Below are 23,021 nucleotides of genomic sequence, written 5' to 3' on the forward strand. Positions count from 1 at the left end.
GCAGGATCACACGACCGGCCCGGCACGTCGACCGCTTTAGCGCGTCACCAGTGCTCGAGGTGCAGGACGGTGTCGAGGGGGTCGCGCGGGGCCGGTCGGAACGTCTCGCCGGTGTAGTAGGCGGTCGGGATGAGGACGCCCTGGCGGATGTCGCCGGGGATGCCGAGGAGGTCGGCCACCTCCTGCTCGTGGTCCAGGTGCAGGGTCGTCCACGCGGTGCCCAGGCCGCGGGCCCGGGCGGCGAGCATGTAGCTCCACGCGGCGGGCAGCAGGGAGCCCCACACGTCGGCCTGGTTGCCGGTGGACAGCCGGGCGACGCGGCGGCAGGCGAGGACCAGCACGGGCACCTCACCCATGTGCTCGCCGAGCCAGGCGGCGCTCTCGCCGACCCGCACCTGGGTGGCCTGGCGGGCGGGGTCGCCGGCGTACGCGTCCGCGCGCGTGCCGCCGGCGGAGGCGTACGAGCGGAACGCCCGGCGGTAGATCTCGCCGATCGCCGCGCGCTGCTCCGCGGCGGTCACGACGATCCAGTGCCAGCTCTGCGCGTTGGAGCCGGACGGCGCCTGCAGGGCGATCTCCAGGCACTCGCGGATGAGCGGGACCGGCACCGGCCGGGTGAGGTCCAGGCGCTTGCGCACCGACCGGGTCGTGGTCAGCAGCTCATCGGGGGTCAGCGGCAGCGTCGGCATGGCACACACCTACCCAGCTACGGGCGGGGGATGCCGGCGCGGTACTGCGGCGGCCACTCGAGGGCGGCGCCGAGCTCACGGGCGGCGCGCTGCGGCCAGGACGGCTCGCGGAGCAGGGCGCGGCCCAGGAGGACGACGTCGGCGGACTCCTCGGCCAGGATCTTCTCGGCCTGGCCCGGCTCGGTGATGAGCCCGACGGCGCCGACGGGCAGGCCGCTGCGGGAGCGCACCGCCCGGGCGAACGGCACCTGGTAGCCGGGGCCGAGGATGATCTGCTGGCCGGCGTCGTTGCCGCCGCTGGACACGTCGACCAGGTCGACGCCGCGACCGGCCAGCACCGTGGCCACCTCGGCGACCTCGTCGACGGTGAGGCCGCCCTCGACCCAGTCGGTGGCGCTGACCCGCACGACCAGCGGCAGCCGGTCCGGCATCGCGGCGCGGACGGTGTCGACGACCTCCAGCAGGAGGCGGGACCGGCCGGCGAGGTCGCCACCGTACGCGTCGGTGCGCAGGTTGGACAGCGGCGACAGGAACTCGTGGATGAGGTAGCCGTGCGCGGCGTGGATCTCGATGACCTCGAAGCCGGCGTCGACGGCCCGGCGGGCGGCCGCGTCCCAGTCGCGCAGCAGCGCCTGGATCTCCTCGACGGTCAGCGAGACCGGCGTGGCGTAGCCGTCGAACGCCACCGCAGACGGCGCGACGGTCGGCCAGCCGCCGTCGGTGTGCGGCACGCTGCCGCGGCCCCGCCACGGTGCGTACGTCGACGCCTTCCGGCCGGCGTGCGCCAGCTGGATGCCGGGCACGGAACCCTGGCCGCGGATGAACGCGGTGATCCGCGTGTAGTCGGCGGCGTGCGCGTCGCTCCACATCCCGGCGTCCTGCGGGGAGATCCGGCCGTCGGGGCGCACGGCGGTCGCCTCCGCGATGACCGCGCCGGCGCCGCCGCGGGCCATGCCGCCGAGGTGCACGAGGTGCCAGTCGGTCGGGTGCCCGTCGACGGACGAGTACTGGCACATCGGGGCGGCCCAGACGCGGTTGGGGAACGTCACGCCACGCAGCGTCAGCGGAGCGAAGAGTCGGCTCATGATGACCGGTAACACCCCGCCGGATGGCGGATCTTCCTGACTATGACGTAGGCAACACGGCCGCCCGGCGCGGTCCGGTCACGCGCTGTGCCGCCCGGCGCCCTCCGGTCGGCGGCGCAGGTGGCGTACCGACGGCGGCGCCAGCGCCACGAGGGCGGCGGCGGCCATGACGGCGGCGGTGACCAGGAGCCAGGTGTGCTCGCCGACACCCGCGGCGACCGGCCCCGTGAGCGCCAGGCCGAGCGGGCGCATGACGAACGAGCCGACCTGGTCGAACGCGAACACCCGGGCGAGCTTGTCGGGGGCGACGTTCTGCTGGATCGCCAGGTCCCAGTTGACGCTGAAGATCTCCAGGCCCAGCCCGTGCAGGAACGCGCCCGCCATCACGGCCGTCAGCGGGACCGGCAGCGCCATGGCGAGGGGGAAGCACGCGGTCAGGCCGAGGAACGCGGTGCCGGACAGCAGCAGCCGGCTCGGGCGGTAGCGCAGGGTGACGACCCCACCGGCCATAAAGCCGGCCATGAGCGCCGCCAGGGCCCAGCCCCACGCCGCGTCGCCGAAGCGCCGGGTCACCAGGATCGGGCCGAGGACGCCCTGGGCGCCGCCGTACATCAGGTGGTAGATCAGCGCCTGGACGAGCAGCGTCCACAGCCACGTGTGGCGGAACACCTCGCGGGCGCCGGCGCGCAGGTCCTCCAGCATCGAGCGGGCCGCGGGGACCGCGACCGGGGCGACCCGCATGACGGTGAAGCAGACCGCCGCCGCGGCGAACGTCGCGGCGTCCACGGCGATCGCCCAGCCGGGCCCGAACAGCCCGACGAGCAGGCCGGCGACGCTGAACCCGAGCACCATCGCCGTGTTCTGCGACAGCCGCAGCACGGAGATCGCGGTCGGCAGCGCGGCCTCAGGCACCGTCTGCGGCAGCACGGCGCGGGAGCTCGGGCCGGCGACGGCGGCGAGCCCGCCGTTGACGGCGCTCATGACGGCCAGCATCGCCACGGTCGCCGACCCGGTCGCCAGGCTCACCGCCACGACGGCCTGCGACAGGCAGGCGAGGGCCGCGGCGCCGCGCATCAGCAGCCGGCGGGAGAACCGGTCGCCGAGCACGCCGGCGAACAGCGTGGTGACCACGTCGACGAGCGCATACGCCGCGACGACGAGGCCCAGCTCGGTCGCCGAGCCGCCGAGGTGCAGCACCGCGAGGGCCATCGCCACGGGCGTGATCGCGGATCCGAGGCCGATCAGTGTCCGCCCCGCGAGCAGCCAGCGGAACGGTCCGGACCGCCACGGCGAGGTCGTCGCGGGCGGCCGGTCCAGAACAGTGGTCATGCCCTCGAAAGTATTTCGCCAGCGAACTTTTTGTCAACGAACTGTTCGCCACCGAAAGACTGTTACGATCCGGTCATGGGCCAGGACTTCGCCGACCGCCACGTCGCCCGCTGGCGGGACCACTGGATCGACGTGCCGTTCGACGACGCGATCGAGACCGCCACGGTCCGGCTCTCGCGGATCGCCCGGCACTTCCGCGACAGCATGCAGGCCGCGGCGACCGAGGTGGCGCTGCAGCCGTTCGAGTACGAGACGCTGCACCAGCTGATGATCCGCGACACGCCCGGCACCGCCTCGCCGCGCGCGCTCGCCGAGGACCTGGGCGTCTCCCCGGCGGGGATGACCGGACGGCTCGACACCCTGGAGAAGGCCGGCTACGTCAAGCGCACCCCGAGCCCCACCGACCGCCGCAGCGTCACCATCGAGGCCACCACCGCCGGGGTCGCCGTGTGGCGGCGCGCCATGATGCTGCGCGGCCGCGCCGAGGAGGAGCTGTTCGGTGTCCTGTCCGAGCGGGAGCTGGCCACCCTCAACCGGCTGCTGAAGAAGCTCACCACGGTCGTCGAGGCTTGACCTTGACACTGTGACAACCTCTTCACTGTCGCCATGACCACGACACGAGCGATGCAGGCCCTGGAGCACGGCAAGGCGTCGGTGCGGCTGCAGGCGGCGCTGGCCGTCGGCACGCACCCCGACCCGGCGCTGATCGGCACGCTCGTCGAGCGCTGCGCGGTCGAGCCCGACTTCTACGTGCGCGACATGCTCACCTGGGCGCTCACCCGCCAGCCGTCGGCGATGACGCTGCCGCGACTCGTCGAGGAGCTCGGCTCGGCCGTCCCGCAGGCCCGCAGCCAGGCGCTGCACACCCTGTCGAAGATCGGGGACAAGCGGGCGTGGCCGGCGATCACCCGGGCGCTGCTGACCGACCCCGCCGACGAGGTGGCGCGGACCGCGTGGCGGGCCGCGGTCGTGCTGGTGCCGTCGGACGGGACGGCCCCGGACGAAACGTCCTCGGGCGGGACGTCCTCGGGCGGGACGGTCTCGGGCGGGACGGCCGGAGGCGAAGCGGCCGGGCTCGCCGCGGTGCTGGTGACCCAGCTCGGTCGCGGCGGGCGGGAGACGCAGCTGAGCCTCAGCCGGGCGCTGATCGCGCTGGGCGAGGTGATCAGGCCCGCGCTGAGCGCCGCAGCGGCCAGCCCCGACCCGCGCGTACGGCAGCACGCCGCCGCGACGGAGAGGCTCCTGCGCGACCCGGATGCCGGATTCGAGCTCGCGATCGAGGAGGCGAAGCGCATCGTTGCACTGGGCCCCGACGGTCCCGTCGGCGCCGACGCCCAGCCCGGCGCTCAGCCGGATGCTCAGCCGGATGCTCAGCCTGACGCTCAGGAGGATGACACGCAGTGTTGATCGGTGACGTCGCGCGGCGGTCCGGGGTCAGCGCCCGCATGCTCCGGCACTACGACACGCTGGGCCTGGTCCGGCCGACGGGCAGGACCGGGTCCGGCTACCGCGAGTACTCGGGGGAGGACATCCGGCGGATCTTCCACATCGAGATGCTGCGGTCGCTCGGACTGTCGCTGCGGGAGGTCGGGCGCGCCCTGGACGACCCGGGCTTCACGCCGGCGGCACTCGTCGGCGACCTCATCGACCGTACCCGCGACCGCATCGCGGCGGAGCAGGAGCTGCTCACCCGGCTGAGCCGGATCGGGGCCGCGGAGCCGGAGGACTGGCAGGACGTCCTGCAGGTCGTCGCGCTGCTGCAGGGGCTCGGCTCGCAGAGCCCCGACCGGCGGCTGCGGGCGGCGCTGACCCCGCCCGACGACGGTCCGGTGCCGGTGGAGGCCCTGGTCGAGGCGGCGCTGCACGAGACCGACCCGAACGTCGCCGGGGCGCTGCGGTGGGCGCTGGCGCAGTCCGGTGACCGCGGCCTGTCGCTGCTGGCCGACGCCGTCACCGACGCGGACGCCGACGTGCGGCGGCGCGCGGTGGAGGCGATCGCCGCGTTCCGCGACGACGACGCGGGTGCTGCGCTGCTGCGGCACGCCCTGACGAACGCCGACGTCGCGGTCCGCAGGCGCGCGGCGATGACCCTCGGTGCGCGAGGGGGCATTGCGGCCGTCCCGACCCTGATCGACATGGTCGTCGAAGGGGTGAACGACACCGACGCGGCCGACGCGCTGGGCGCCCTGGCGGCGGATCCCGCGCTGGTGGAGGAGATCGCGTCGGGGCTGGTCGGCCGGCTGTCCGGCGGCACCACCGAGCCGGCCGCGCGGCGGCGGCTGACCCAGGCCCTCGCCGACGTTCCGGGCGCCACGACGACCCGGGCCCTCACGGACCTGACCACCGATCCGGACCGCGCGGTCGCGCTCACCGCGACGTACCTGCTGACCCTGCGCACACCGCCCGCGTCGGACGGCTAGTCCACGAGCGCCGCGGTGAGCACTGCGTCGAGCGGGACCGCCTCGACGAGCAGCCGCGCGTAGCGGAGCTTCCGCCGCAGCTGCGCCCCGACCGGCCGGTCCCGCCACGCCGACCGCCCGGATCAGCTCGTCCTCGAGGTCGGCGACGCAGACGAATTTCGCGGTACGGGGGTCAGGGCCAGCCGGGCAGGCTCGGGAGCTGCAGCTCGGCGATCTGCGTGGCCTTCGACTCGTCGGCCGGGTCGATCGTGTCGCGCAGGATCGAGACCTCGACCATCCCGCCCGTGTCGGCCCGGTCCCACGCGACCAGCAGCGACGCGCTCTTCAACGGGACGTTGACGACCGGCACGGGGTCGGCGACCCAGAGGGCGGGCCGGCCGAGCACGGTGCGTGGCTGCGCCTCCTTGAACAGCCGCTGGTAGTCGGCGATGCGGGTGCCGTCGCGGGACACGTTGAGCCGCAGCGCGCTGTGCGGCAGCGACACGGTGCACTGGTGCCAGGTGCCGCCCGGGTCGTACGACGTGCCGGCGCCCTTGTTCGTCGGCGGCTGCTCGACGATCGCCAGGATCTCCGGCTTGCTGATCAGCGGGCACAGCTCCTGCTGCGCCTTGCGGTGCCCGGGGTCCGTCGACTCGGGGACCGCGGCGGTGTTGGCGTCGGCGCCGCTCGTGGCCGTCGGGTCCCAGCGGCCGGCGAGGACCCCGCCGAGATACACGGCGATCACCGTGGTGATGACGGCCGGGAGGATCCAGCCGAGGAGGGGGCGGCGGCGCATGGCCGGAGAGCTTACGGCACGTCGTTGAGCCAATCGATGTCCTCGTCGGCGTCGAGGGCAGCGGCCCGCACGTCGATCTCCCAGCCGTGCGCCTCCGCGATGCGCCGCGCGTCCCGGGCCCGGTCCAGGAACACCGAACCGTCCGGGTCCAGGTGCAGCAGGACGGTGCGGTCGTCCCAGTCGTTCGTCACCGTCACCAGGCCACGGTCGCCGCCGGTCATGGCGTCGGCGAGGCCGCGCAGCACGGCGCACGCCCACACGAGCGTCGGGAGCCGGAAGTCGACCCTGGACGCGAACTCGACGACCAGGGCGCCGGTGCTCTCGTCGTACCGGAGCAGCAGCTCGTCCTCGGCGAGGTCGCGCAGGACGCCGGCGTGGTCGCCGGACAGCCACCCGTCGCACTCCCGCACGGCGGCGGGCAGCTCACCGGTCGAGGCGGCGGCGACGCCGGCCCAGTCCTGCCAGCTCGACGCCGGCCTGACCGGCGCCGCCAGCCACGCCCGCAGGCGCGGCGCCTCGATGGTGATCGCCGCGGTGACGCATACAGTCTCGGACACGGCGGCACTATAGACGGGGTTCTCAGCGTTTGGCGTACGGCGACGCCCACGCGAACCGGTCCGCGGCGTCGAGGCGCTGCAGCTGCCCGGCGTCCAGGACCAGCGTGACGCCGTCGAGGGCCGAGTCGAGCTGCCCGACCTTGCTGCCGCCGAGCATCGGGCGGATGCCGTGGCCGCACAGCCAGGCCAGCACGACCTGGCCGCGGGCGGCGCCGGTCTCGGCCGCCACCGCGTCCAGCGCGGCGATCCGGGCGGTGTTGCCCGGGTGGTCGTACACCTCGGGAATCACCTTCTCCGGGTTGTCGTAGGCGCCGGACAGCAGCGGCGTGTAGGCCCACACGTCCATCCCGTGCTCGGCGGCGTAGTCGGCCTGCTCGTCGCTGAGGACGCCGAAGCGGTGCTCGACGCCGGGCGGCAGGGTCCCGGGCCGAGGCCGCAGGTAGGTGGCGTTGAGCTGCAGCGCGTCGAACGGCGCCGCGCCGATCGCCTTCGCGTGCACCCGGCCGCGTTCGACCAGCCACGACGGGTGGTTGGACACGCCGAACCGGTCCGCGGCCAGCCCGGCCAGCGCCTCGACGGTGTCCTCGATGCGGACCGATCGGTCCTCCTGGTGCAGCCACAGCAGGTCGACCCGGTCGATCCCGAGCCGGTCGAGGCTGCCGGCGAACGCCGAGCGCACCGCGTCCGGCGACAGCCCGGCCCGCCGGTCCGGCCACGACCCCGGCTCGACCGGCTCCGCGCCGAGCTTCGTCGCGATCCTCACCCGCTCGCGGACGCCCGGGCGCGCGGCCAGCCACCGGCCGATGACCCGCTCGCTGTCGCCGCCGTGCCCGCCGGCGCCGGCCCAGAACGCGTAGCAGTCGGCGGTGTCGATCCACACCCCGCCGCGCTCGACGAACCGGTCCAGCAGCGCGAACGACGTGTCCTCGTCGATGGTGGTGCCGAACATCATCGCCCCGAGCACCAGCGGGGACTGCGTCGCTTGCGTCATGCCCCGACCCTGGCACCTGGAGTGCGCTCCAGGTCAAGCGAGCGCGGCACCCGCCCGCCGTGCGATCATGGCAAATCGTTGATCCACTACGGAGATGGGTGCAGTGGGGTTCTTCGGCGGGTTTCTCTTCGACGGCCAGACCTGGACAGCGGTCGACATCGATGACGTCGTCGCTCCGGGCAGCGGCCCCTGGCTCCACGTCGACATCCATGACAGCGACTTCGCGGCGGTCACCTACCGCCCCGCCGGCCCGGGCACCGGCGTGGCGTTCCTCGGCTTCACGCCCCGCGTGTACTTCGAGAACCTGGCCGCGTCCCCACCCACCGACGTACACCGCGAGGCCGCGGGCCTGGCCGCCTGGTGGGCCGCCCGCCGCACCGCCGTGACCGACGCCGACGTCGCGGCCAAGGCGGCGACCCTGCTGCTGTACCTGGCCAAGGACGACGAGGACGACGAGCCCGCCGACGACTCACCGTTCGTGGAGGACAAGACGGACCGCTTCCTCACCGCCCTGGGCCTGCCGCCGTTCCGGCCCCCGGCCTGACGCGCCCCGCGACGGCGTCAGAAGGCGGCGATCGACGAGGGCGCGCGTTCGCGGCGGGACAGGGCCCGGATCACGTCCACCGGGCCGTGCCGCCAGGCGGCGATGCTGCCCAGCAGGTGGATCGTCGCCGTCGTCGCGGCCTGCGGCATCTCGGGGGTCGGCACGCCGAGGCTGACCGCCAGGTCGTCGGCGTGCACGACCAGCTCCATGACCCGGGTGAGCAGGAAGTCGTCGATCCCCAGTCCGTACTCGCCGAGGTCGACGACGCGCTCCGGGGCCTGGGCCGGCACGGTCGAGCGCAGGTCGGCCAGCGCGGCGTCGACGTCGTCGGCCAGGGCCGCCGGGGTCGTCGCCGAGGCCAGTTCCTCGCTGCGGCGGCGGATCGTGACGTTGTCGGCGTCGTCGATGCCGGACGTCACCCACGCGTTGCCGGTGTAGTGATCCAGCAGCGGGATCGCGGTGCCGCCCGGCGGCGTGCCCAGCCACGTGACGGTCGCGATGACCTGGTTGGCCAGGTGACGGGCGAGGCCGGCGGTGGACAGGTCGGGCAGGGCGCTCGGGGTGGACCAGCGCTCGGCCAGTCTCGGCTCGCGCAGCAGGGTCGACGTGATCGCGGCGGCATCCAGGAACGCAGATCGGATCATCGGTCGTACCCTACCCGGAAGTCGCCGGTAGAGTCGGCCGCCATGACGGGGACCGGCTGGCTGGACGACATTCGCACGTCGTACGACACCGTGGCGGTGAGCTACGGCGCGCTGCTCAAGGACGCGCTGGCCGGACAGCCGGTCGTCACCCATGTGCTCGGCCTGTTCGCCGACCTGGTCGTGAGCGCCGGCGGCGGGCCCGTGCTCGACGCCGGCTGCGGCACGGGCCGCGTCACGGCGCACCTGCGGGACCTCGGGCTCGACGTGTCCGGCGTGGACCTGTCACCCGGCATGATCGCCGTCGCCCGCGAGGACCATCCCGGGATCGGGTTCGAGGTGGGGTCGATGCTCGGCCTCGGCCACGCCGGCGGGTCCCTCGCCGGGGTGCTCGCCTGGTTCTCGACCATCCACCTCCCCGACGACGCGGTCCACCGGGCGCTGCGGGAGTTCCGGCGGGTGCTGCGCCCCGGCGGGGTGCTGCTCGTCGGGTTCCACGCCGGCGACACGACGACGCTGAAGACCGAGGGCTACGGCGGGCACCCGATGAAGGTGTACATCCACCGCCGCACGGTCGAGCGGATGGTCTCGTGGCTCGACGAGGCCGGCTTCCGCACCGAGGTCCGTCTCCTGCACCACGCGAGCGGGGGAGCGACCGGCGGCATGGTGATCGCACATTCCTGACCGCCCCGCGCGCTCCCGTGTCACAGGCCGGCGCGCTGTCTCGTCTCGGTGGCGGAGGGGGCCTCCCGCGGCTCCCGGGACGAGGAGGATGACGACATGCGCGTGTTCGTGGCAGGTGGGAGCGGGGTCATGGGGCGCCGGCTGGTGCCGCTGCTGGTGGCCCGCGGGCATCAGGTGACCGCGACGACGACCACCGCGGCGAAGCTGCCGCTGATCGAGGACCTCGGCGCCGAGGGCGTCGTCATGGACGGCCTCGACGGCGCGGCGGTCGGCGAGGCGGTCGCGGCGGCGCGCCCGGACGCGATCGTGCACCAGATGACGGCGCTGTCCGCCGGGCACTCCGGCAAGCCGAACCCGCGCCGCCCGGACCGGTTCTTCGCCGCCACCAACCGGCTGCGCAGCGAGGGCGTCGACCACCTGCTCGCCGCGGCCGAGGCGACCGGCGTGGCGCACCTCGTCGCGCAGGGGCACGCGAGCATGAACGGCGGCCGCAGCGGCGGCTGGGTCAAGACCGAGGACGACCCACTCGAGGTGGTCGAGGGCACCAAGGCGATCACGCACCTCGAGCGGGCGGTCGTCGCGGCCGGCGGCGCGGTCCTGCGGTACGGCGGCTTCTACGGCGAGGGCGCCCACGACGACCAGATCCACCTGATCCGCAAGCGCCTCGTCCCGATCGTGGGCCGCGGCACCGGCCACGTCTCGTGGGTGCACATCGACGACGCCGCCGAGGCCACCGTACTGGCGGTCGAGCAGCGCGCCCACGGCGTGTTCAACATCGTCGACGACGAGCCGGCACCGGTCAGCGTGTGGCTGCCGTACCTCGCCGAATGCGCCGGCGCGAAGCCGCCGCGGCGGATCCCCGTGTGGCTGGCCCGGCTCGTCGCCGGCGAGATGGCCGTCGGCGCGCTCGTCGAGGGCCGCGGCTTCTCCAACGCCAAGGCCAAGCGCGACCTCGGATGGCGGCTGCGGTACCCGTCCTGGCGGCAGGGCTTCAAGGCGGCGCTCGCATGAGCGGCCAGCGGAGCGTCTTGGGCCGCTCATCATGTGGCGGTTCTGGCTCAGGTCGACGCCGGAGCGCAGCGGAGGTGGCGGCGTGAGCGGCCAGCGTTCTGAGGAGTTCGAGGAGCTGCGGCCGCTGCTGTTCGCGATCGCGTACCGCATCCTCGGCAGCGTCGCGGAGGCCGAGGACGCCGTGCAGGAGACGTGGCTGCGGTTCTCCTCGACGCAGACCCGGCCCGCGTCGACGAAGGCGTTCCTGTCGGCGGTCGTCACCCGGATCTCGATCGACGTGCTGCGCTCGGCGCGGGTGCGGCGCGAGGCGTACGTCGGGCAGTGGTTTCCCGAGCCGCTGGTCGCCGACCCGTACGACGACCCGGAACGCTCCGCCGAGCTGGCGGACTCGGTGTCGATGGCGGCGCTGCTCCTGCTGGAACGGCTGACCCCGCTGGAGCGGGCGGTGTTCGTGCTGCGGGAGGTGTTCGGGTTCGGCTTCGCCGAGGTCGCCGCCGCGGTCGGCCGGTCCGAGGCGGCGTGCCGGCAGCTGACGGTCCGGGCCCGCCGGCACATGGACGTGGGCCGCCCGCGCTTCGAGGCCGACCGCCACGAACGCGACGAGCTGGCCGCCCGGTTCTTCGACGCGCTCCGCGACGGTGACGTCGCCGCGCTGCGCGAACTGCTCGCCGCCGACGTGCAGATGGTCGGCGACGGGGGAGGCAAGGCACCCGCCTTCGCCAACGCGGTCTCCGGCGCGGACAACGTGGCGCGGCTGCTCGCGTCGATCTTCCCGCTGGTGTTCCGCACCGACATCACCCTGGAGCGGCACGCCGTGAACGGCCAGCCCGGCGCGGTGCTCCGCGATCGTGCCGGCAACGTCGCAGGCACGATGACGCTGGACGTGCTCGACGGGCGGATCCAGATGATCCGCTCGGTCGCGAACCCGGACAAGCTCGGCCACCTCGGCCCGGTCGCCGACGGCTGGGCGATCGCCCGCGCCGTGCAGCGGGCCCGCCGCCCGCCCGCCTGACCGCTGCCGCTCGGGCCCGCCGTCCGCCTGACCGCTGCCGCGCGGGGTGGCGGCCCGCGGGCACGGTGCGGGTCAGCCCAGGGCGTGCAGGACCATGGCGACGAGGGCGTCGACGTCGTCGTCGGTCATCGGCTCGCCGGTCATGCCGAGCCGGTGCAGCAGCGTGCCGACCACGACGTCGATGAAGAACAGGACCCGCTGCTCCGGCTCGTCCAGCGCGTCCTGCAGCACGATCCGGTACGGGTCCTGCAGCTGCGTGGACAGGATCCGCCGCAGCGCCGGGTCGTTGACGGCGTCGGTGAACACGCCCGCGAACGCCGCGCCGATGCCGGGCTCGCCGATCTTCCCCGCGATCCAGCGGATGGCCGAGGCGAGGATCGCAGGCCGGTCGGCGCCGGTGAGCGGCACGGGGCCGAACGCGTCGACGAGGCAGGCGGTGATCAGGGCGCCCTTGGACGGCCAGCGGCGGTAGACGGTCGTCTTGGCGACGCCCGCGGCGGCGGCGATGCGGTCGACGGTGGCGTGCGCGTAGCCCAGGTCGTGGACCGTGCTCAGGGTCGCCGCGAACACCGTGGCGTCGACGCCGCTGCGGGGGCGGCCTGGCGGTCTGGTGGGCATGGCCAAACCTTACCCAGTTGTGCTACTTCTAGTATCGATACTTCAAGTAGCGTAATTGCGGAGGAGGCGCGTCATGAGAGCACCACTGGGCATCCGGGTGCTGCAGGCCCTGCGGAAGGAGCCCGACTGGCTGGCGATGCCGGCGGCGGACCTGGACGCGTTCCGGGCCGCGGAGAACCGTCGCAGGTCCGCGCCGCTGATCCGGGTCGTCACCGGGTTCCCCGCCCGCGGCGCCGAGATCGGCTGGCAGGAGCTGCGGCTGCCCGACAGGATCGTCCGGATCCGCGTGTACCGGCCGGGCCGCGGCACCCGCGAGGGGCTGCCGCTCGTGCTCCACGTGCACGGCGGCGGCTTCGTCGGCACGGCCGTGCAGAGCGACTGGATCAACAGCTATCTCGCGGCGCAGCTGCCCGCCCTCGTCGTGTCCGTCGAGCACCGGCTCCTCGCCGAAGGGGTCCCGCTGTCGGCGGCCGTCGACGACGGCTGGGACGCGCTGCGGCACGTGCTCGGCCACGCCGGCGAGTGGGGCGTCGACCCGGCCCGGGTGGCCGTCTTCGGGGAGAGCGCGGGGTCCATGGTCGCCGCCATCGCCGCGATCCGGGCCAGGGACACCGGCCTCGACCTGCGCGCGCAGGTCCTCGTCAACCCGTGCGTCGACCTGACCGCGACGGCGTTCGACTACGCGTCGATGAGCGAGCACGCGGACAGCCCGACGCTGACCGTGCCGCAGATGGAGCTGTTCCGCCGGCTCGCCGTCCCGGAAGGCTCGGACGCGCGAGCCGTGTCGCCGCTGTACGCCGACGATCTCGCCGGCCTCGCCCCGGCGCTCGTCGTGGTGCCTACCCTGGATCCGGTGGCCGACCACGGCAGGGCGTACGCCGGCAGACTCCGCGACGCGGGCACTCCGGTCCGGCTCACCGAACACCCCGGAGCGACCCACGCGTTCCTCAGCATGCCGGGCGTCGTCCCACACGCCAAGGCCGCCCGCGCCGAGATCACCGGCTTCCTGCACGGCCGCCTCGCCCCGCTTTCCGAGTAGCGGACCCGGCGCGGTGGCATGATCGGTGCCATGGCCCGGATCCAGGTGGTGCTCGGCGGCGGGGCGGCCCAGGACCCGCCGCCCGCCGCGACCGGCAGGGAGCCGGCGTGACTGTCGAGGTGCCGGCGTGGGCGGCGGAGGTTGCCCAGGCGCTGCCCCGGCCGCTGCTGTTCGCCACCGTCAGCGGCGCGCACCTGTACGGGTTCGCGTCCGTCGACTCCGACCTCGACCTGCGCGCCGCGCACCTGCTGCCCGCCGCGGAGGTCGTCGGGCTGCGCGTCGGGCCGCAGACGCTGCAGCACGCCGGGATCCGCGACGGGGTCGAGCTCGACGTCGTCAGCCACGACCTGCTGAAGTTCGCGAAGATGCTCAACAGCCGCAACGGCTACGTGCTGGAGCAGCTGATGTCACCCCTCGTCGTCGTGACGACCCCGGTGCACGACGAGCTGAAGGCCATCGCGGCGCGGCTGGTCACCCGGCACCACGCGCACCACTACCTCGGGTTCGCCGCCACGCAGGAGCGGCTGCACGCCAGGACCGGCGAGCTCAAGCCCGCGCTGTACACGCTGCGGGTGCTGCTCACCGGCATCCACCTGATGCGCACGGGCACGGTCGAGGCGGACCTCGGCAGGCTCGGCACCGGGCTCGCGTACGTCCCCGACCTCATCGCCGCGAAGCGCGAAGCGGAGCACGGGCCGCTGCCCGCCGGTGCGGCCGGGCGGCTCGCCGTGGACGTGCCACGGCTGCGCGCGGAGCTGGAAGCGGCCCGGGACTCCTCGGCGCTGCCGGACCAGCCGGCCCCGGCGGCCGTCGACGCCCTGCACGACCTGGTCGTGCGGACCCGGCTGAGCGGCTAACCGAACCAGGCCATCCCTTCGCCGTGCGGCCGGGTCCAGGCCAGCGGCACACCGTCGAGGGCGAGCACGTTGTGCAACCTCCCGTCCGGCGCCGGCGGGATCCCGTCGTACGCGATGACCTCCGGCGCCTCCACGGCGATCCAGTGACCGGGCTGCCGCCGTACCACACCTGCGAAAACGTCACGTCGCGCCGGCGGCACCTGATAGAGCACCGACGTGTGGAACACGACCAGGGTCGCGTCGCGGGGCGCCCGCGCGGCGAGGCCCGGCAGGTCGTCGGCGAGGTCCCCGCGCACCAGCAGCGGCGGATCGGCGGCGGCGACGGCGGCCGCGGCGCGCAGCCGGTCGCGGCGGTGCCGGTGCTCCGGCCAGATCAGCGCCTCCAGCCACGCGACGTCGGACGGGTTGGTGACGTCGAGCGGGTTGAGGTCCAGCCCGGCCCGCCACACCACGTCCGGCAACCGCCGCGGCGCCGCGGCGCCGGTGAGGACGCAGTCGAGCACCGGCCCGCCGTCCCCGACGACATCGCCGCCGCTGTACCGGTAGCGGTAGCGGTCCGGATACAGCCCCAACCCGGCGGCGGCGCCGACCTCGAGCAACGCCAGGGGCTGCGGCAACGCGGCGAGCACCGGCAGCAGCAGCGCGCACCGGCCGGCCTCGTTGGTCTGCGTCGCGCGGACGAGCAGCTCCGCCTCGACGGCCGCCCAGTTCGCCACCGTGAACGCGTGGAACGCCACCGGATCGTGCACCGGCCCGCCGAGCAGCCGCACCACGCCGAGCAGCAGGTTGGGCTGCCGTTTCGCGGCCGGGACCGTCTCCAGCAGCGCGAGGATCTCCTCGTCCCCGGCGATGGCCAGGCACAGCCGCTCATACACCGGCGAGACCCCGCGCGCCTCCCGCTCAGCGAAATCCGTGAACCAACCGGCACTCACCGTGCGATCGTCGCACACCAGTTCGGGCGATCATGTGGCAGCATCGTGTCCGTGGAACGCATGACGCGGGGACCCGTCCTGGTGATCGGCCTCGACCCTGCCCGGATCCCCGGCTGGGACCCGGAGCCGGTCGTGGCCGCGATCGCCCGCGGCCAGGCCCGCTTCGCCGAGCACGGCATCGAGTCCGACCTGTGCCTGCTCGCCCCCGACGAGGACACCACCGCCGCGATCACCGAAGCTCTCACCCGCAAGCCCTACACCTGCGTCGTCGTCGGCGGCGGCATCCGCAAGCACGAGCCGCTCCTGCACCTGTTCGAGCAGGCCGTCAACCTCGTCCGCCAGCACGCCCCGGACGCGGCGATCGCCTTCAACAGCACCCCGGACGACACCGCCGACGCCGCCCTCCGCTGGCTCCGGTAACCCCATCCAGTCCGTTCGGTGACGACGCCGGGCTGATCCGTGCCGCGGTGGCCCGCCGCTACGAGACCGTCCCGGAGGATTTCTCCTGCTGAGTGGCGGGCTGGGAGGTGGTCCAGGAGGCGAGCAGGTCGAGTGCATGAGCGGTCGGTGAGCCGGGCTCCGCGGCGTAGAGGGTGAGGCTGAGGCCGGGCTCGGAGACCAGGTCGACGCTTTCGTAGGCGAGTTCGAGGTCGCCGACGTCGTGGTGGTGGAAGCGTTTGGTGCCGGCGCCGTGGGCGCGGACGTCGTGGGCGCTCCAGCGGCGGCGGAAGGCGTCGCTGCGGGTGGACAGCTCGCCGACCAGGTCGTGGAGGTCCTTGTCGTGGGGGTCGCGGCCGGCTTCGGTGTGCAGGATGGCGACGCAGGTGTCGGCGGCGGTGTCCCAGTCCGGGTAGAAGTCGTGGGCGGCGTCCAGGTGCAGGAACGTGAAGCGGGCGAAGTTGGGACAGGCGGCGGTGTCGTAGAGGGCGGCGTGCATGGCCCGGCCGAGGTGGTTGGCGGCGAGCAGGTCCATGCGGCCGTTGCGGACGATGGCCGGCGCGGTGAAGCGGTCGAGGACCCATTGCAGGCTCGGGCGGGGCGTCCAGCGCCTGGCCGGGCGGCGGCGGGGGCGCATGCCGGCGCTGGTGCCGTCGGCGGCGTGGGCGAGGTGGAACAGGTGGGTCCGCTCGGCGTCGTCGAGCCGCAGCGCCCGGGCGAGGGCGTCCAGGACCGAGGCGGACACGCCGGCGATCGCGCCGCGTTCGAGCCGGGCGTAATACTCCACGCTCACCCCGGCGAGCGTGGCGACCTCGCCGCGGCGCAGCCCGGGCACGCGGCGGTTGCCCGCGTCGGGCAGCCCGGCCTGCCGCGGGGTGACGTTGGCCCGGCGGGAGACGAGGAAGTCGCGGACCTCGGCGCGGTTGTCCATGGCTTCGACGGTACGACCCGGCAACGGGACGTTGGGGTGCCCTGGTGGTACGTGTTTCGCCAGTACCTCCCCGCCGGCCGCCGGATCGGGTTTGCTGGGGTTACGGCGCCTTACCGAACCGAAAGGAACCACCTCCCATGCGAGGAACCATGCTGTACGCGCCCGGTGACGTCCGCGTCGAGGAGCGTGAAGACCCCCGGATCGTCGAGCCGACCGATGCGGTCATCCGGCTGTCGGCCACCTGCGTCTGCGGCTCCGACCTGTGGCCGTACCGCGGGATCGAGCAGGTCGACGGGCCGGCGCCGATCGGTCACGAGTACGTCGGCGTCGTCGAGGCGGTCGGCGCCGACGTCCGCACGGTGCGGCCCGGGCAGTTCGTGGTCGGCTCGTTCTTCGCCTCCGACAACACGTGTGAGATCTGCCGGGCCGGCTACCAGAGCTCGTGCGTGCACCGGGTCGGCATGGGCGGGATCGGCGCGCAGGCGCAGTACCTGCGGGTGCCGCTCGCCGACGGTACCCTCGTCGCGACCCCGGACCTCCCCGCCGACGACCTGGTTCCGGGCCTGCTCGCCGCCTCGGACGTCCTCGGCACCGGCTGGTTCGCCGCCGTGGCCGCCCAGGTCGGGCCGGGCAAGACCGTCGCGGTCGTCGGTGACGGCGCCGTCGGCCTGCTCGGCGTCCTCGCCGCACGGCAGCTCGGCGCCGAGCGGATCATCGCCATGAGTCGCCACGCCGACCGGCAGAAGCTCGCGCTCGCCTACGGTGCCACGGACATCGTGACCGAGCGCGGCGACGAGGGTGTCGCGCGGATCAAGGACCTCACCGGCGGGCTCGGCGCGCACTCGGTCATCGAGGCGGTCGGCACCCAGGAGTCGATGATGCAGGCGATCCGCGCGACCCGCCCCGGCGGGCACGTCGGTTACGTCGGCGTCGCCCACGACGTCGCCCTGCCCGGCGACGAGCTGTTCTTCTCCCACGTCCACCTGCACGGCGGTCCCGCCCCGGTACGCCGCTTCCTGCCCGAGCTGATCGACCTGATCGTCGGGCGGAGCATCGACCCGGGCCAGGTGTTCGACCTCACGCTGCCGCTCGACCAGGCCGCCGAGGGGTACCGGGCCATGGACGAGCGCCGCGCGATCAAGGTGCTGCTGCAGCCGTAAAGGACCGCCAGGGCCGTCAGGCGTCCACCCGCACCGGTACGTCGGCCACCGCGGTGCTCCGGCGGGGGAGCAGGAGCGGGCTGGCGAGGATGAGCAGGCCGGCGACCACGATGCCGGTGCGGGGGCTGGTGGCGGCGGCGAGCAGCCCGAACAGGGCGCTCAGGACCGCGATCGCGGCGCTGGTGCTCACCGTCCACGCCGTCAGCGTGCGGGCGAGCAGGTCCTTCGGCGTGTGTTCGAGCCGGTACGTGGCCAGCACCGGGTTGTACAGGCTCATGAAGATGATGATCGCCAGCTCGACGCCGATGACCGTGACGAGACCGGCGACGCCCGGCTGGATGAAGGCGAGCCCGACCAGCCAGACCACCCGCAGCGCGCCGACGACCCGCAGGACGGTGTGCTGCCCGTACCGGCCGACGACGCGCGACGCGAGGCGGGAGCCGATGAGGCCGCCGACGCAGGGCAGGGCGAAGGCGAGCCCGTACTGCCACGGCGGGAACCCGAGCTGCCCGAGCATCAGCACGGCCAGCAGCGGCTCGGTGGCCATGATGAGCCCGTTGACGACGAGCTGGTTGAGGAACAGCGGCCGCAGCCCCGGATGCCCCAGCAGGTGCCGCCAGCCGTCGAGCAGGTCGGCGGGGCGCAGCCCGCTGGACTTCTTCGGCGTCTCGACCGGACCACGGACGGCGGTGATGCCGAGCGCCGACAGCAGGTAGCTGACCGCGTCCGCGACGACCGTGGTCACCGGGCCGAACAGCCCGATGGCCGCGCCACCGAGCGGCGGGCCGACCGCGATGGAGCTCCACGTCGTCGACTCGAACCGCGCGTTCGCCACGAGCAGGTCCTCGGGGCGGACGAGCGCCTTGAGGTAGGCGCCGTTGGCCGCGGTGAACGCGATCCGCGCCGACGCCACCACCGCCGACACGACCAGCAGCTGGACGAAGGTGAGCCGGCCCAGGGCGTACGCCACCGGAATCGACATCATGACGGCGAACCGCACGAGGTTCATCGCGATCATCACCGACCGCTTCCGGTGGAACTCCACCCACGGCCCGAGCGGCAGGGCGATCAACGCCCCGACGGCCGGCCCGACCGCGGCGAGGGCGGACACCTGCGCGGGCCCCGCGTGCAGGACCAGCACGGCGATCAGCGGGAACGCCCCGAACGCCAGCCCCGACCCGTAGGCGCTGACGGCATAGGAGGCCCACAGCCACCCGAACGGACGGCCCAGCGATCGTCGTTGCACGGCCCCATCAGATCACGCGTCGCCGCGGGTCGAGGTGCCCGGCGGTCAGCTCAGGGTGACGGTCACCGGGCCGGCGGCCGGGTCGGCGCGGGCGACGAGGGTGAACGGCACGCGGAAGACCCGGCCGGGGGCGGCCGGCCAGGGCAGGCGGGCCGAGGCGAGCCGCCGGCCGTCCTGGGTGGCGACCACCCGGGGGAACCTGACGTACGTGTCGCACCACAGCTGGAGGCGGCCGTGGACCGGGGGTGGGCCGGCCGGGCGGACGAGCTGCGGCGCTATCCAGCGCAGCGGGGGTTCGCAGCGCAGCGGGACGCCCCGTAGGTCGGCGGCGGCACCGGCGAGGAAGGCGGTCACGGCGGGGGCGACGTGGCGGCCGTCGAGGGCGGCCAGGTCGGCGGTGTCGACGGGGTGCAGCAGGTTGCCGGCGGCGAACACGCCCGGGCGGCTGGTGGCCAGGGCGGTGTCGACGAGCGGGCCGCGGGTGCCGGGGTCGAGGGTCAGGCCGGCGAGGCGGGCCAGCTCGTGCTCGGGGACCCAGTCGCCGGTGACGACGACGGTGTCGCACGGGACGCGGCGCGACCTGCCGGTGCGCAGGTCCTCGACGTCGACGGAGGTGACCCGGCCGTGGCCGTTGACGGCGGCGACGCGGGTCCGGCGGAGCACGGGCACGAGGAACGGGATTCGGCCCAGCGTCGCGTACGCGGACGGCGTCGTCATGAGCACGGGGCGGCAGCCGGCGTGGCGGAGGGTGAGGACCGCCGACCAGCTGACGAGGTCGGCGCCGACGATGACCGCGCGGTGCCCGATGTCGCGATGCCCCAGGTGTACGAGCTGCTGCAGCTGCCCGGTCGTGTAGACGCCGTCGGGCCGGTCGCCGGGGATGAGCCGGGCGGGGCGCGGGCGTTCACGGGCGCCCGTCGCCAGGACGACCGCGCCGGCGGAGATGACCCGCCGGCCGCGCGGCGAGGTGACCTCGAGCGCGCGGTCCCCGGCCCAGCCGGTCACCGTCGCCTCGGTCTCCAGCCGGGCACCCGAGGCGAGGGCGGCGGCGGTGAGGCGGCGGGCGTACGCGGGACCGGACACGAACCGGTGCAGGTCGCGGATGCCGTACCCGAGGTGGTCGCTGTGCCGGGGGATGCCGCCGGGCGCGGTCTCCCGTTCGAGGACGAGCACGTCGTGGTGCGCGGCGAGCGCGGCGGCGGCGGTGAGCCCGGCCGGGCCGGCCCCGACGACGACGACCGCCGCGTGCTCGTTCACAGCGCCCCGCCCCGGGTCCGGGCCAGCGAGCGGAGCTCGGCGCCGCAGTAGAAGCCCTGGCAGCGGCCGTTCATCGCGCGGGTCCGGCGGCGCAGCCCGTTCAGGTCGGCGGGCGGGACGGGCGACAGGTAGGCGTCGCGGATCTCGCCCCTGGTGACCCGCTCGCAGAAGCAGACGATCCGCCCGTACTCGGGGTCCGCGGCGATCGCGGCCGCGTCCTGGTACGGGCGGGTGAAGGCCTCGCCGAGGTTCGGCATCCGCGGCGGGTCCGGCAGCCCGGCCCGGGGTGTCACGTCCAGATGGCCCGCGAGCAGCTCGCCCACGTGCTCGGCGATCGCCATCCCCGCGGTCAGCCCCGTCGACCGGATGCCGCCGACCAGCACGTACCGCCGCGCCGGGTCGACGTCGATCAGGTAGTCGTCACGGTCGATCGCCGCGCGGAGCCCGGCATAGGTGGCGGTGACCTCCTCGTCGAGCAGGCGCGGCATCAGCTCGCGGCCCTTGTCCAGCAGGAACCGCAGGCCCCGCTCCGACGTGCCGGTCGCGGTCCGGTCGGCGGGGTCCGCGGCGGAGAGGTCCTCGGCGGTCGGGCCGAGCATGACGTTGCCGTAGACGGTGGGGCTGACGAGGACGCCCTTGCCGACCTTCGACGGCACCGGCAGCACGATGCACGGCACCAGCGGCCGGGCGGCCTTGTCGAACACGAACAGCTCCCCGCGGCGCGGCGTCACCGTGAACCGTTCGTTGCCGAACAGGCGGTCGACGGTGTCGGCGCCGAGCCCCGCGGCGTTGACGACCCAGCGTGCGGTGACGTCGCCGGCCGTACCCGCGAGGCGGCTGCGATCAGGGCCGACCTGCACGGCCGTGACGCGGTGCCCGCGCAGGAGCGTGACGCCCCGGTTGACCGCGTCGGTGGCGAGCGCCAGGTTCGCCGTCCACGTGCAGGTGATCGACTCGCCGGGCACGGTCATGCCGCCGAGCGCGCCGGGCCCGAGGTCAGGGACCATCCGGTAGACATCGGCGCTCCCGATGATCTCGCAGCCGGTGTACGCGTTGCGCACCGCCTTGTCACGCAGCGCGGGCAGCGTCCGGAGCTGCTCGTCGTCCCACGCGACCAGCAGCGCGCCGGTGCGCTCGACCGGGATGCCGGTGGCCGCCGCGTAGTCGCCGAGCATCGCGTACCCCCGGGCGACGAGCCGCGCCTCGAGAGTGCCGGGGGTGGCGTCGAACCCGGTGTGCAGGATCGCCGTGTTGGCCTTGCTGGTGCCGTCGCCGACGTCGTCGCGCGCCTCGACCAGGACCGTCCTGAGGTTGCTGCCGCCGAGCAGCCGGGCGATCGCGGCGCCGACGATCCCGCCCCCGATGACCGCGACGTCGTAGCCGGTCACGGCCGCACCAGCGCGTGCCAGCCGGCCATGTGCGCGGCGGCCCGGTCGGGAGACCACCGAGGCTCGTACGTCGCCGCCGGCCGCCACCCGCTCGTGACGTCCGCCGCGGTGAGCGACGGGTCCAGGGCGAGCGCGGCGCAGGCGGCGGCGCCGAGCGGGGTGGCGTGCGGCGACGGGTACACCTCGACCGGCAGCTGCGCGAGGTCCGCCTGCGCCTGCATGAGGACCCGGGACCGGGTGAGCCCGCCGTCGACCCGCAGCCGGGTCAGCGGCGCGCCGAGGTCGTCGCCGGCCAGCCGCGCGACGGCGGCCACCTGCGCGGCGACGCCCTCCAGGACGGCGCGGACGATCTCGCCGCGGCCGGTGCTCAGGGTCATCCCGGTCAGCGAGGCGGTGGCGCCCGCGTCCCACCAGGGGGCGGCGAGCCCGGCGAGGGCCGGCACGCACAGCACCCCGCCGTTGTCGTCGGCCGCCGTGGTGTCGAGCTCGCCGGCGTCCCGGATCAGGCCGAGGTCGGCGAGCCAGCGGACCGCGGACGCCGCCGTGTACACCTGGCCGTCGACGCAGTACTCGATGCGGTCCCGCAGCCGCCACGCGATCGACGTCGAGAGGCCCTGCGCCGAGCGTCTCGGGGTCGCGCCGAGCTGGGCGAGCAGGAACGCGCCGGTGCCGTACGTGCACTTCGCCTCGCCGGCCGCCAGGCACGCCTCGGCGAGCAGCGCCGCCTGCTGGTCGACGATGAGCCCGGTCACCGGCACGCCTGCTGCGCTTCGTCCTGCGCTGAACGCGTGGGTCGTGCCGACGACGGTGTCGCTGGCGACGATGTCCGGCAGCGCTTCGGCGCCGAGCCCGAAGACGTCGAGCAGCTCGCCGCTCCACGCGCCGGTGTCGAGGTCGAGCAGCAGCGACCGGCTGGCGGTCGACGCGTCGGTGACGAACGCGCCGCACAGCTGGTGCACGATCCACGTGTCGGTGGTGGTGACGACACCGTCGGTGGTGAGGTTGTCACGGATCCAGCGCATCTTGGGCGCGGAGAAGTACGGGTCGAGGACCAGCCCGGTCAGGTCGGCGACCCGCTGCGCCGACGGCTTCCGGTCGGCGCAGACCGGCTCCGCCCGCCGGTCCTGCCACACGACCGCCGGGGTGAGCGGCGCACCGGTGGCCCGGTCCCAGGCGAGCACCGTCTCGCCCTGGTTGGCCAGGGCGACCGCGTCGACCCGGTGCCCTTCCGCCGCCCGCCGCCCCGCGGTGAGCACCGACTCCAGCAGCGCCGCCGGGTCCTGCTCGACGGCACCACCGGCGCCGTACACGGGACGCAGCGGCTCCTCCGCGATCGCCAGGACCGTCCCCCGGGCGTCGGTGACCACGGCCTTCGTCCCCGACGTCCCCTGGTCGATCGCGAGAATGCGCATGGTCT

The 23,021-nt window shown here is 74.4% G+C and carries 25 protein-coding genes; 11 read left to right on the top strand and 14 right to left on the bottom strand.

The annotated features are described in order from the left end of the window. Positions 1 to 44 precede the first annotated feature (44 nt). The 3 genes from ACZ6TV_RS06880 to ACZ6TV_RS06890 form a co-directional block, all read right to left on the bottom strand. Positions 45 to 689, bottom strand: a complete 645-nt coding sequence (locus tag ACZ6TV_RS06880; RefSeq protein ID WP_465296206.1) for a nitroreductase family protein — start codon at positions 687 to 689, stop codon at positions 45 to 47. A gap of 17 nt (positions 690 to 706) precedes the next feature. After that, positions 707 to 1,774 (bottom strand): NADH:flavin oxidoreductase/NADH oxidase, encoded by a 1,068-nt coding sequence (locus ACZ6TV_RS06885; RefSeq protein WP_465296207.1) that lies wholly within the window; start codon positions 1,772 to 1,774, stop codon positions 707 to 709. Between the two features lie 78 nt (positions 1,775 to 1,852). Then, positions 1,853 to 3,103: an MFS transporter gene (locus tag ACZ6TV_RS06890; protein ID WP_465296208.1), complete on the bottom strand. Its 1,251-nt coding sequence runs from the start codon at positions 3,101 to 3,103 to the stop codon at positions 1,853 to 1,855. A 75-nt stretch (positions 3,104 to 3,178) separates the two neighbouring features. Here ACZ6TV_RS06890 and ACZ6TV_RS06895 point away from each other — a divergent pair, with 75 nt between their 5' ends. The 3 genes from ACZ6TV_RS06895 to ACZ6TV_RS06905 are packed head-to-tail and all read left to right on the top strand — an operon-like array spanning position 3,179 to position 5,523. After that, positions 3,179 to 3,676 (top strand): MarR family winged helix-turn-helix transcriptional regulator, encoded by a 498-nt coding sequence (locus ACZ6TV_RS06895; RefSeq protein WP_465296209.1) that lies wholly within the window; start codon positions 3,179 to 3,181, stop codon positions 3,674 to 3,676. Positions 3,677 to 3,709: 33 nt separating this feature from the next. Beyond that, positions 3,710 to 4,510 (top strand): HEAT repeat domain-containing protein, encoded by an 801-nt coding sequence (locus ACZ6TV_RS06900; RefSeq protein ID WP_465296210.1) that lies wholly within the window; start codon positions 3,710 to 3,712, stop codon positions 4,508 to 4,510. Next, positions 4,504 to 5,523 (top strand): HEAT repeat domain-containing protein, encoded by a 1,020-nt coding sequence (locus tag ACZ6TV_RS06905; protein WP_465296211.1) that lies wholly within the window; start codon positions 4,504 to 4,506, stop codon positions 5,521 to 5,523. Before ACZ6TV_RS06900 ends, ACZ6TV_RS06905 begins: the two co-directional genes overlap by 7 nt. A 172-nt stretch (positions 5,524 to 5,695) precedes the next feature. On the opposite strand, the gene ACZ6TV_RS06910 is transcribed toward ACZ6TV_RS06905, so the two are convergent. The 3 genes from ACZ6TV_RS06910 to ACZ6TV_RS06920 are packed head-to-tail and all read right to left on the bottom strand — an operon-like array spanning position 5,696 to position 7,846. After that, positions 5,696 to 6,298 carry a hypothetical protein gene (locus ACZ6TV_RS06910; RefSeq protein ID WP_465296212.1) on the bottom strand — a complete coding sequence of 201 codons (603 nt, stop codon included), beginning with the start codon at positions 6,296 to 6,298 and terminating at the stop codon, positions 5,696 to 5,698. 11 nt (positions 6,299 to 6,309) lie between these two features. Further along, entirely contained in the window at positions 6,310 to 6,855 is a 546-nt protein-coding gene (locus ACZ6TV_RS06915) for a hypothetical protein (RefSeq protein WP_465296213.1), read from the bottom strand. Between the two features lie 22 nt (positions 6,856 to 6,877). Beyond that, complete coding sequence (locus tag ACZ6TV_RS06920; RefSeq protein ID WP_465296214.1) at positions 6,878 to 7,846, bottom strand: aldo/keto reductase; 969 nt, start codon at positions 7,844 to 7,846, stop codon at positions 6,878 to 6,880. A 94-nt stretch (positions 7,847 to 7,940) separates the two neighbouring features. On the opposite strand from ACZ6TV_RS06920, the gene ACZ6TV_RS06925 reads away from it, so the two are divergent. Continuing rightward, complete coding sequence (locus tag ACZ6TV_RS06925; RefSeq protein ID WP_465296215.1) at positions 7,941 to 8,390, top strand: hypothetical protein; 450 nt, start codon at positions 7,941 to 7,943, stop codon at positions 8,388 to 8,390. Positions 8,391 to 8,407: 17 nt separating this feature from the next. On the opposite strand, the gene ACZ6TV_RS06930 is transcribed toward ACZ6TV_RS06925, so the two are convergent. Next, the gene (locus ACZ6TV_RS06930; RefSeq protein WP_465296216.1) at positions 8,408 to 9,034 is read right to left on the bottom strand and encodes a maleylpyruvate isomerase N-terminal domain-containing protein; all 627 of its coding nucleotides are present in this window, start codon (positions 9,032 to 9,034) and stop codon (positions 8,408 to 8,410) included. A gap of 42 nt (positions 9,035 to 9,076) precedes the next feature. On the opposite strand from ACZ6TV_RS06930, the gene ACZ6TV_RS06935 reads away from it, so the two are divergent. From ACZ6TV_RS06935 to ACZ6TV_RS06945, 3 genes are all read left to right on the top strand, one after another. Next, positions 9,077 to 9,715 (top strand): class I SAM-dependent DNA methyltransferase, encoded by a 639-nt coding sequence (locus tag ACZ6TV_RS06935; protein ID WP_465296217.1) that lies wholly within the window; start codon positions 9,077 to 9,079, stop codon positions 9,713 to 9,715. A 96-nt stretch (positions 9,716 to 9,811) separates the two neighbouring features. Next, on the top strand, positions 9,812 to 10,726 hold the full coding sequence (locus ACZ6TV_RS06940) for an NAD-dependent epimerase/dehydratase family protein (RefSeq protein ID WP_465296218.1): 915 nt from the start codon (positions 9,812 to 9,814) through the stop codon (positions 10,724 to 10,726). 82 nt (positions 10,727 to 10,808) lie between these two features. After that, the gene (locus ACZ6TV_RS06945; RefSeq protein ID WP_465296219.1) at positions 10,809 to 11,738 is read left to right on the top strand and encodes an RNA polymerase sigma-70 factor; all 930 of its coding nucleotides are present in this window, start codon (positions 10,809 to 10,811) and stop codon (positions 11,736 to 11,738) included. Between the two features lie 72 nt (positions 11,739 to 11,810). Here the strand turns inward: ACZ6TV_RS06945 and ACZ6TV_RS06950 are convergent, their stop codons facing one another. Further along, positions 11,811 to 12,356, bottom strand: a complete 546-nt coding sequence (locus tag ACZ6TV_RS06950) for a TetR/AcrR family transcriptional regulator (protein ID WP_465296220.1) — start codon at positions 12,354 to 12,356, stop codon at positions 11,811 to 11,813. Between the two features lie 73 nt (positions 12,357 to 12,429). Here ACZ6TV_RS06950 and ACZ6TV_RS06955 point away from each other — a divergent pair, with 73 nt between their 5' ends. Next, positions 12,430 to 13,395, top strand: coding sequence for an alpha/beta hydrolase (locus tag ACZ6TV_RS06955; RefSeq protein WP_465296221.1), 966 nt, complete (start codon positions 12,430 to 12,432; stop codon positions 13,393 to 13,395). Positions 13,396 to 13,502: 107 nt separating this feature from the next. Then, positions 13,503 to 14,252 (top strand): nucleotidyltransferase domain-containing protein, encoded by a 750-nt coding sequence (locus ACZ6TV_RS06960; RefSeq protein WP_465296222.1) that lies wholly within the window; start codon positions 13,503 to 13,505, stop codon positions 14,250 to 14,252. Here ACZ6TV_RS06960 and ACZ6TV_RS06965 read toward each other — a convergent pair. Continuing rightward, positions 14,249 to 15,184 (bottom strand): DUF2332 family protein, encoded by a 936-nt coding sequence (locus ACZ6TV_RS06965; protein ID WP_465296223.1) that lies wholly within the window; start codon positions 15,182 to 15,184, stop codon positions 14,249 to 14,251. The genes ACZ6TV_RS06960 and ACZ6TV_RS06965 overlap by 4 nt on opposite strands. A gap of 60 nt (positions 15,185 to 15,244) precedes the next feature. Between ACZ6TV_RS06965 and ACZ6TV_RS06970 the strand changes: the two genes are divergently transcribed. Then, complete coding sequence (locus ACZ6TV_RS06970) at positions 15,245 to 15,604, top strand: hypothetical protein (RefSeq protein WP_465296589.1); 360 nt, start codon at positions 15,245 to 15,247, stop codon at positions 15,602 to 15,604. A 58-nt stretch (positions 15,605 to 15,662) separates the two neighbouring features. On the opposite strand, the gene ACZ6TV_RS06975 is transcribed toward ACZ6TV_RS06970, so the two are convergent. Further along, a complete protein-coding gene (locus tag ACZ6TV_RS06975) occupies positions 15,663 to 16,553 on the bottom strand; it encodes a helix-turn-helix transcriptional regulator (protein ID WP_465296224.1) in 891 nt (296 codons plus the stop codon). A 137-nt stretch (positions 16,554 to 16,690) separates the two neighbouring features. Here ACZ6TV_RS06975 and ACZ6TV_RS06980 point away from each other — a divergent pair, with 137 nt between their 5' ends. Beyond that, complete coding sequence (locus ACZ6TV_RS06980; protein ID WP_465296225.1) at positions 16,691 to 17,713, top strand: zinc-dependent alcohol dehydrogenase family protein; 1,023 nt, start codon at positions 16,691 to 16,693, stop codon at positions 17,711 to 17,713. A gap of 16 nt (positions 17,714 to 17,729) precedes the next feature. On the opposite strand, the gene ACZ6TV_RS06985 is transcribed toward ACZ6TV_RS06980, so the two are convergent. Genes ACZ6TV_RS06985 through ACZ6TV_RS07000 form a run of 4 tightly spaced genes read right to left on the bottom strand, consistent with a single transcriptional unit; the run spans position 17,730 to position 23,016 of the window. Beyond that, a complete protein-coding gene (locus tag ACZ6TV_RS06985) occupies positions 17,730 to 18,959 on the bottom strand; it encodes an MFS transporter (RefSeq protein WP_465296226.1) in 1,230 nt (409 codons plus the stop codon). Between the two features lie 45 nt (positions 18,960 to 19,004). Then, positions 19,005 to 20,216 carry an NAD(P)/FAD-dependent oxidoreductase gene (locus ACZ6TV_RS06990; RefSeq protein ID WP_465296227.1) on the bottom strand — a complete coding sequence of 404 codons (1,212 nt, stop codon included), beginning with the start codon at positions 20,214 to 20,216 and terminating at the stop codon, positions 19,005 to 19,007. Continuing rightward, positions 20,213 to 21,604 carry an FAD-dependent oxidoreductase gene (locus ACZ6TV_RS06995; RefSeq protein ID WP_465296228.1) on the bottom strand — a complete coding sequence of 464 codons (1,392 nt, stop codon included), beginning with the start codon at positions 21,602 to 21,604 and terminating at the stop codon, positions 20,213 to 20,215. The genes ACZ6TV_RS06990 and ACZ6TV_RS06995 overlap by 4 nt, the downstream gene beginning before the upstream one ends. Then, positions 21,601 to 23,016: an FGGY family carbohydrate kinase gene (locus ACZ6TV_RS07000; RefSeq protein ID WP_465296229.1), complete on the bottom strand. Its 1,416-nt coding sequence runs from the start codon at positions 23,014 to 23,016 to the stop codon at positions 21,601 to 21,603. Before ACZ6TV_RS07000 ends, ACZ6TV_RS06995 begins: the two co-directional genes overlap by 4 nt. Positions 23,017 to 23,021: the final 5 nt, after the last annotated feature.

The organism is Dactylosporangium sp. NPDC051087 (assembly GCF_055586325.1).

What these genes read in the sequence shown, in the direction of transcription:
- ACZ6TV_RS06980 (WP_465296225.1), top strand. Translation starts at nt 16,691, where the DNA reads ATGCGAGGAACCATGCTGTACGCGCCCGGTGACGTCCGCGTCGAGGAG.
- ACZ6TV_RS06925 (WP_465296215.1), top strand. Translation starts at nt 7,941, where the DNA reads ATGGGTGCAGTGGGGTTCTTCGGCGGGTTTCTCTTCGACGGCCAGACC.
- ACZ6TV_RS06955 (WP_465296221.1), top strand. Translation starts at nt 12,430, where the DNA reads ATGAGAGCACCACTGGGCATCCGGGTGCTGCAGGCCCTGCGGAAGGAG.
- ACZ6TV_RS06940 (WP_465296218.1), top strand. Translation starts at nt 9,812, where the DNA reads ATGCGCGTGTTCGTGGCAGGTGGGAGCGGGGTCATGGGGCGCCGGCTG.
- ACZ6TV_RS06935 (WP_465296217.1), top strand. Translation starts at nt 9,077, where the DNA reads ATGACGGGGACCGGCTGGCTGGACGACATTCGCACGTCGTACGACACC.
- ACZ6TV_RS06975 (WP_465296224.1), bottom strand. Translation starts at nt 16,553, where the DNA reads ATGGACAACCGCGCCGAGGTCCGCGACTTCCTCGTCTCCCGCCGGGCC.
- ACZ6TV_RS06920 (WP_465296214.1), bottom strand. Translation starts at nt 7,846, where the DNA reads ATGACGCAAGCGACGCAGTCCCCGCTGGTGCTCGGGGCGATGATGTTC.
- ACZ6TV_RS06970 (WP_465296589.1), top strand. Translation starts at nt 15,245, where the DNA reads ATGACGCGGGGACCCGTCCTGGTGATCGGCCTCGACCCTGCCCGGATC.
- ACZ6TV_RS06950 (WP_465296220.1), bottom strand. Translation starts at nt 12,356, where the DNA reads ATGCCCACCAGACCGCCAGGCCGCCCCCGCAGCGGCGTCGACGCCACG.
- ACZ6TV_RS06900 (WP_465296210.1), top strand. Translation starts at nt 3,710, where the DNA reads ATGACCACGACACGAGCGATGCAGGCCCTGGAGCACGGCAAGGCGTCG.
- ACZ6TV_RS06930 (WP_465296216.1), bottom strand. Translation starts at nt 9,034, where the DNA reads ATGATCCGATCTGCGTTCCTGGATGCCGCCGCGATCACGTCGACCCTG.
- ACZ6TV_RS07000 (WP_465296229.1), bottom strand. Translation starts at nt 23,016, where the DNA reads ATGCGCATTCTCGCGATCGACCAGGGGACGTCGGGGACGAAGGCCGTG.
- ACZ6TV_RS06895 (WP_465296209.1), top strand. Translation starts at nt 3,179, where the DNA reads ATGGGCCAGGACTTCGCCGACCGCCACGTCGCCCGCTGGCGGGACCAC.
- ACZ6TV_RS06890 (WP_465296208.1), bottom strand. Translation starts at nt 3,103, where the DNA reads ATGACCACTGTTCTGGACCGGCCGCCCGCGACGACCTCGCCGTGGCGG.
- ACZ6TV_RS06885 (WP_465296207.1), bottom strand. Translation starts at nt 1,774, where the DNA reads ATGAGCCGACTCTTCGCTCCGCTGACGCTGCGTGGCGTGACGTTCCCC.
- ACZ6TV_RS06910 (WP_465296212.1), bottom strand. Translation starts at nt 6,298, where the DNA reads ATGCGCCGCCGCCCCCTCCTCGGCTGGATCCTCCCGGCCGTCATCACC.
- ACZ6TV_RS06880 (WP_465296206.1), bottom strand. Translation starts at nt 689, where the DNA reads ATGCCGACGCTGCCGCTGACCCCCGATGAGCTGCTGACCACGACCCGG.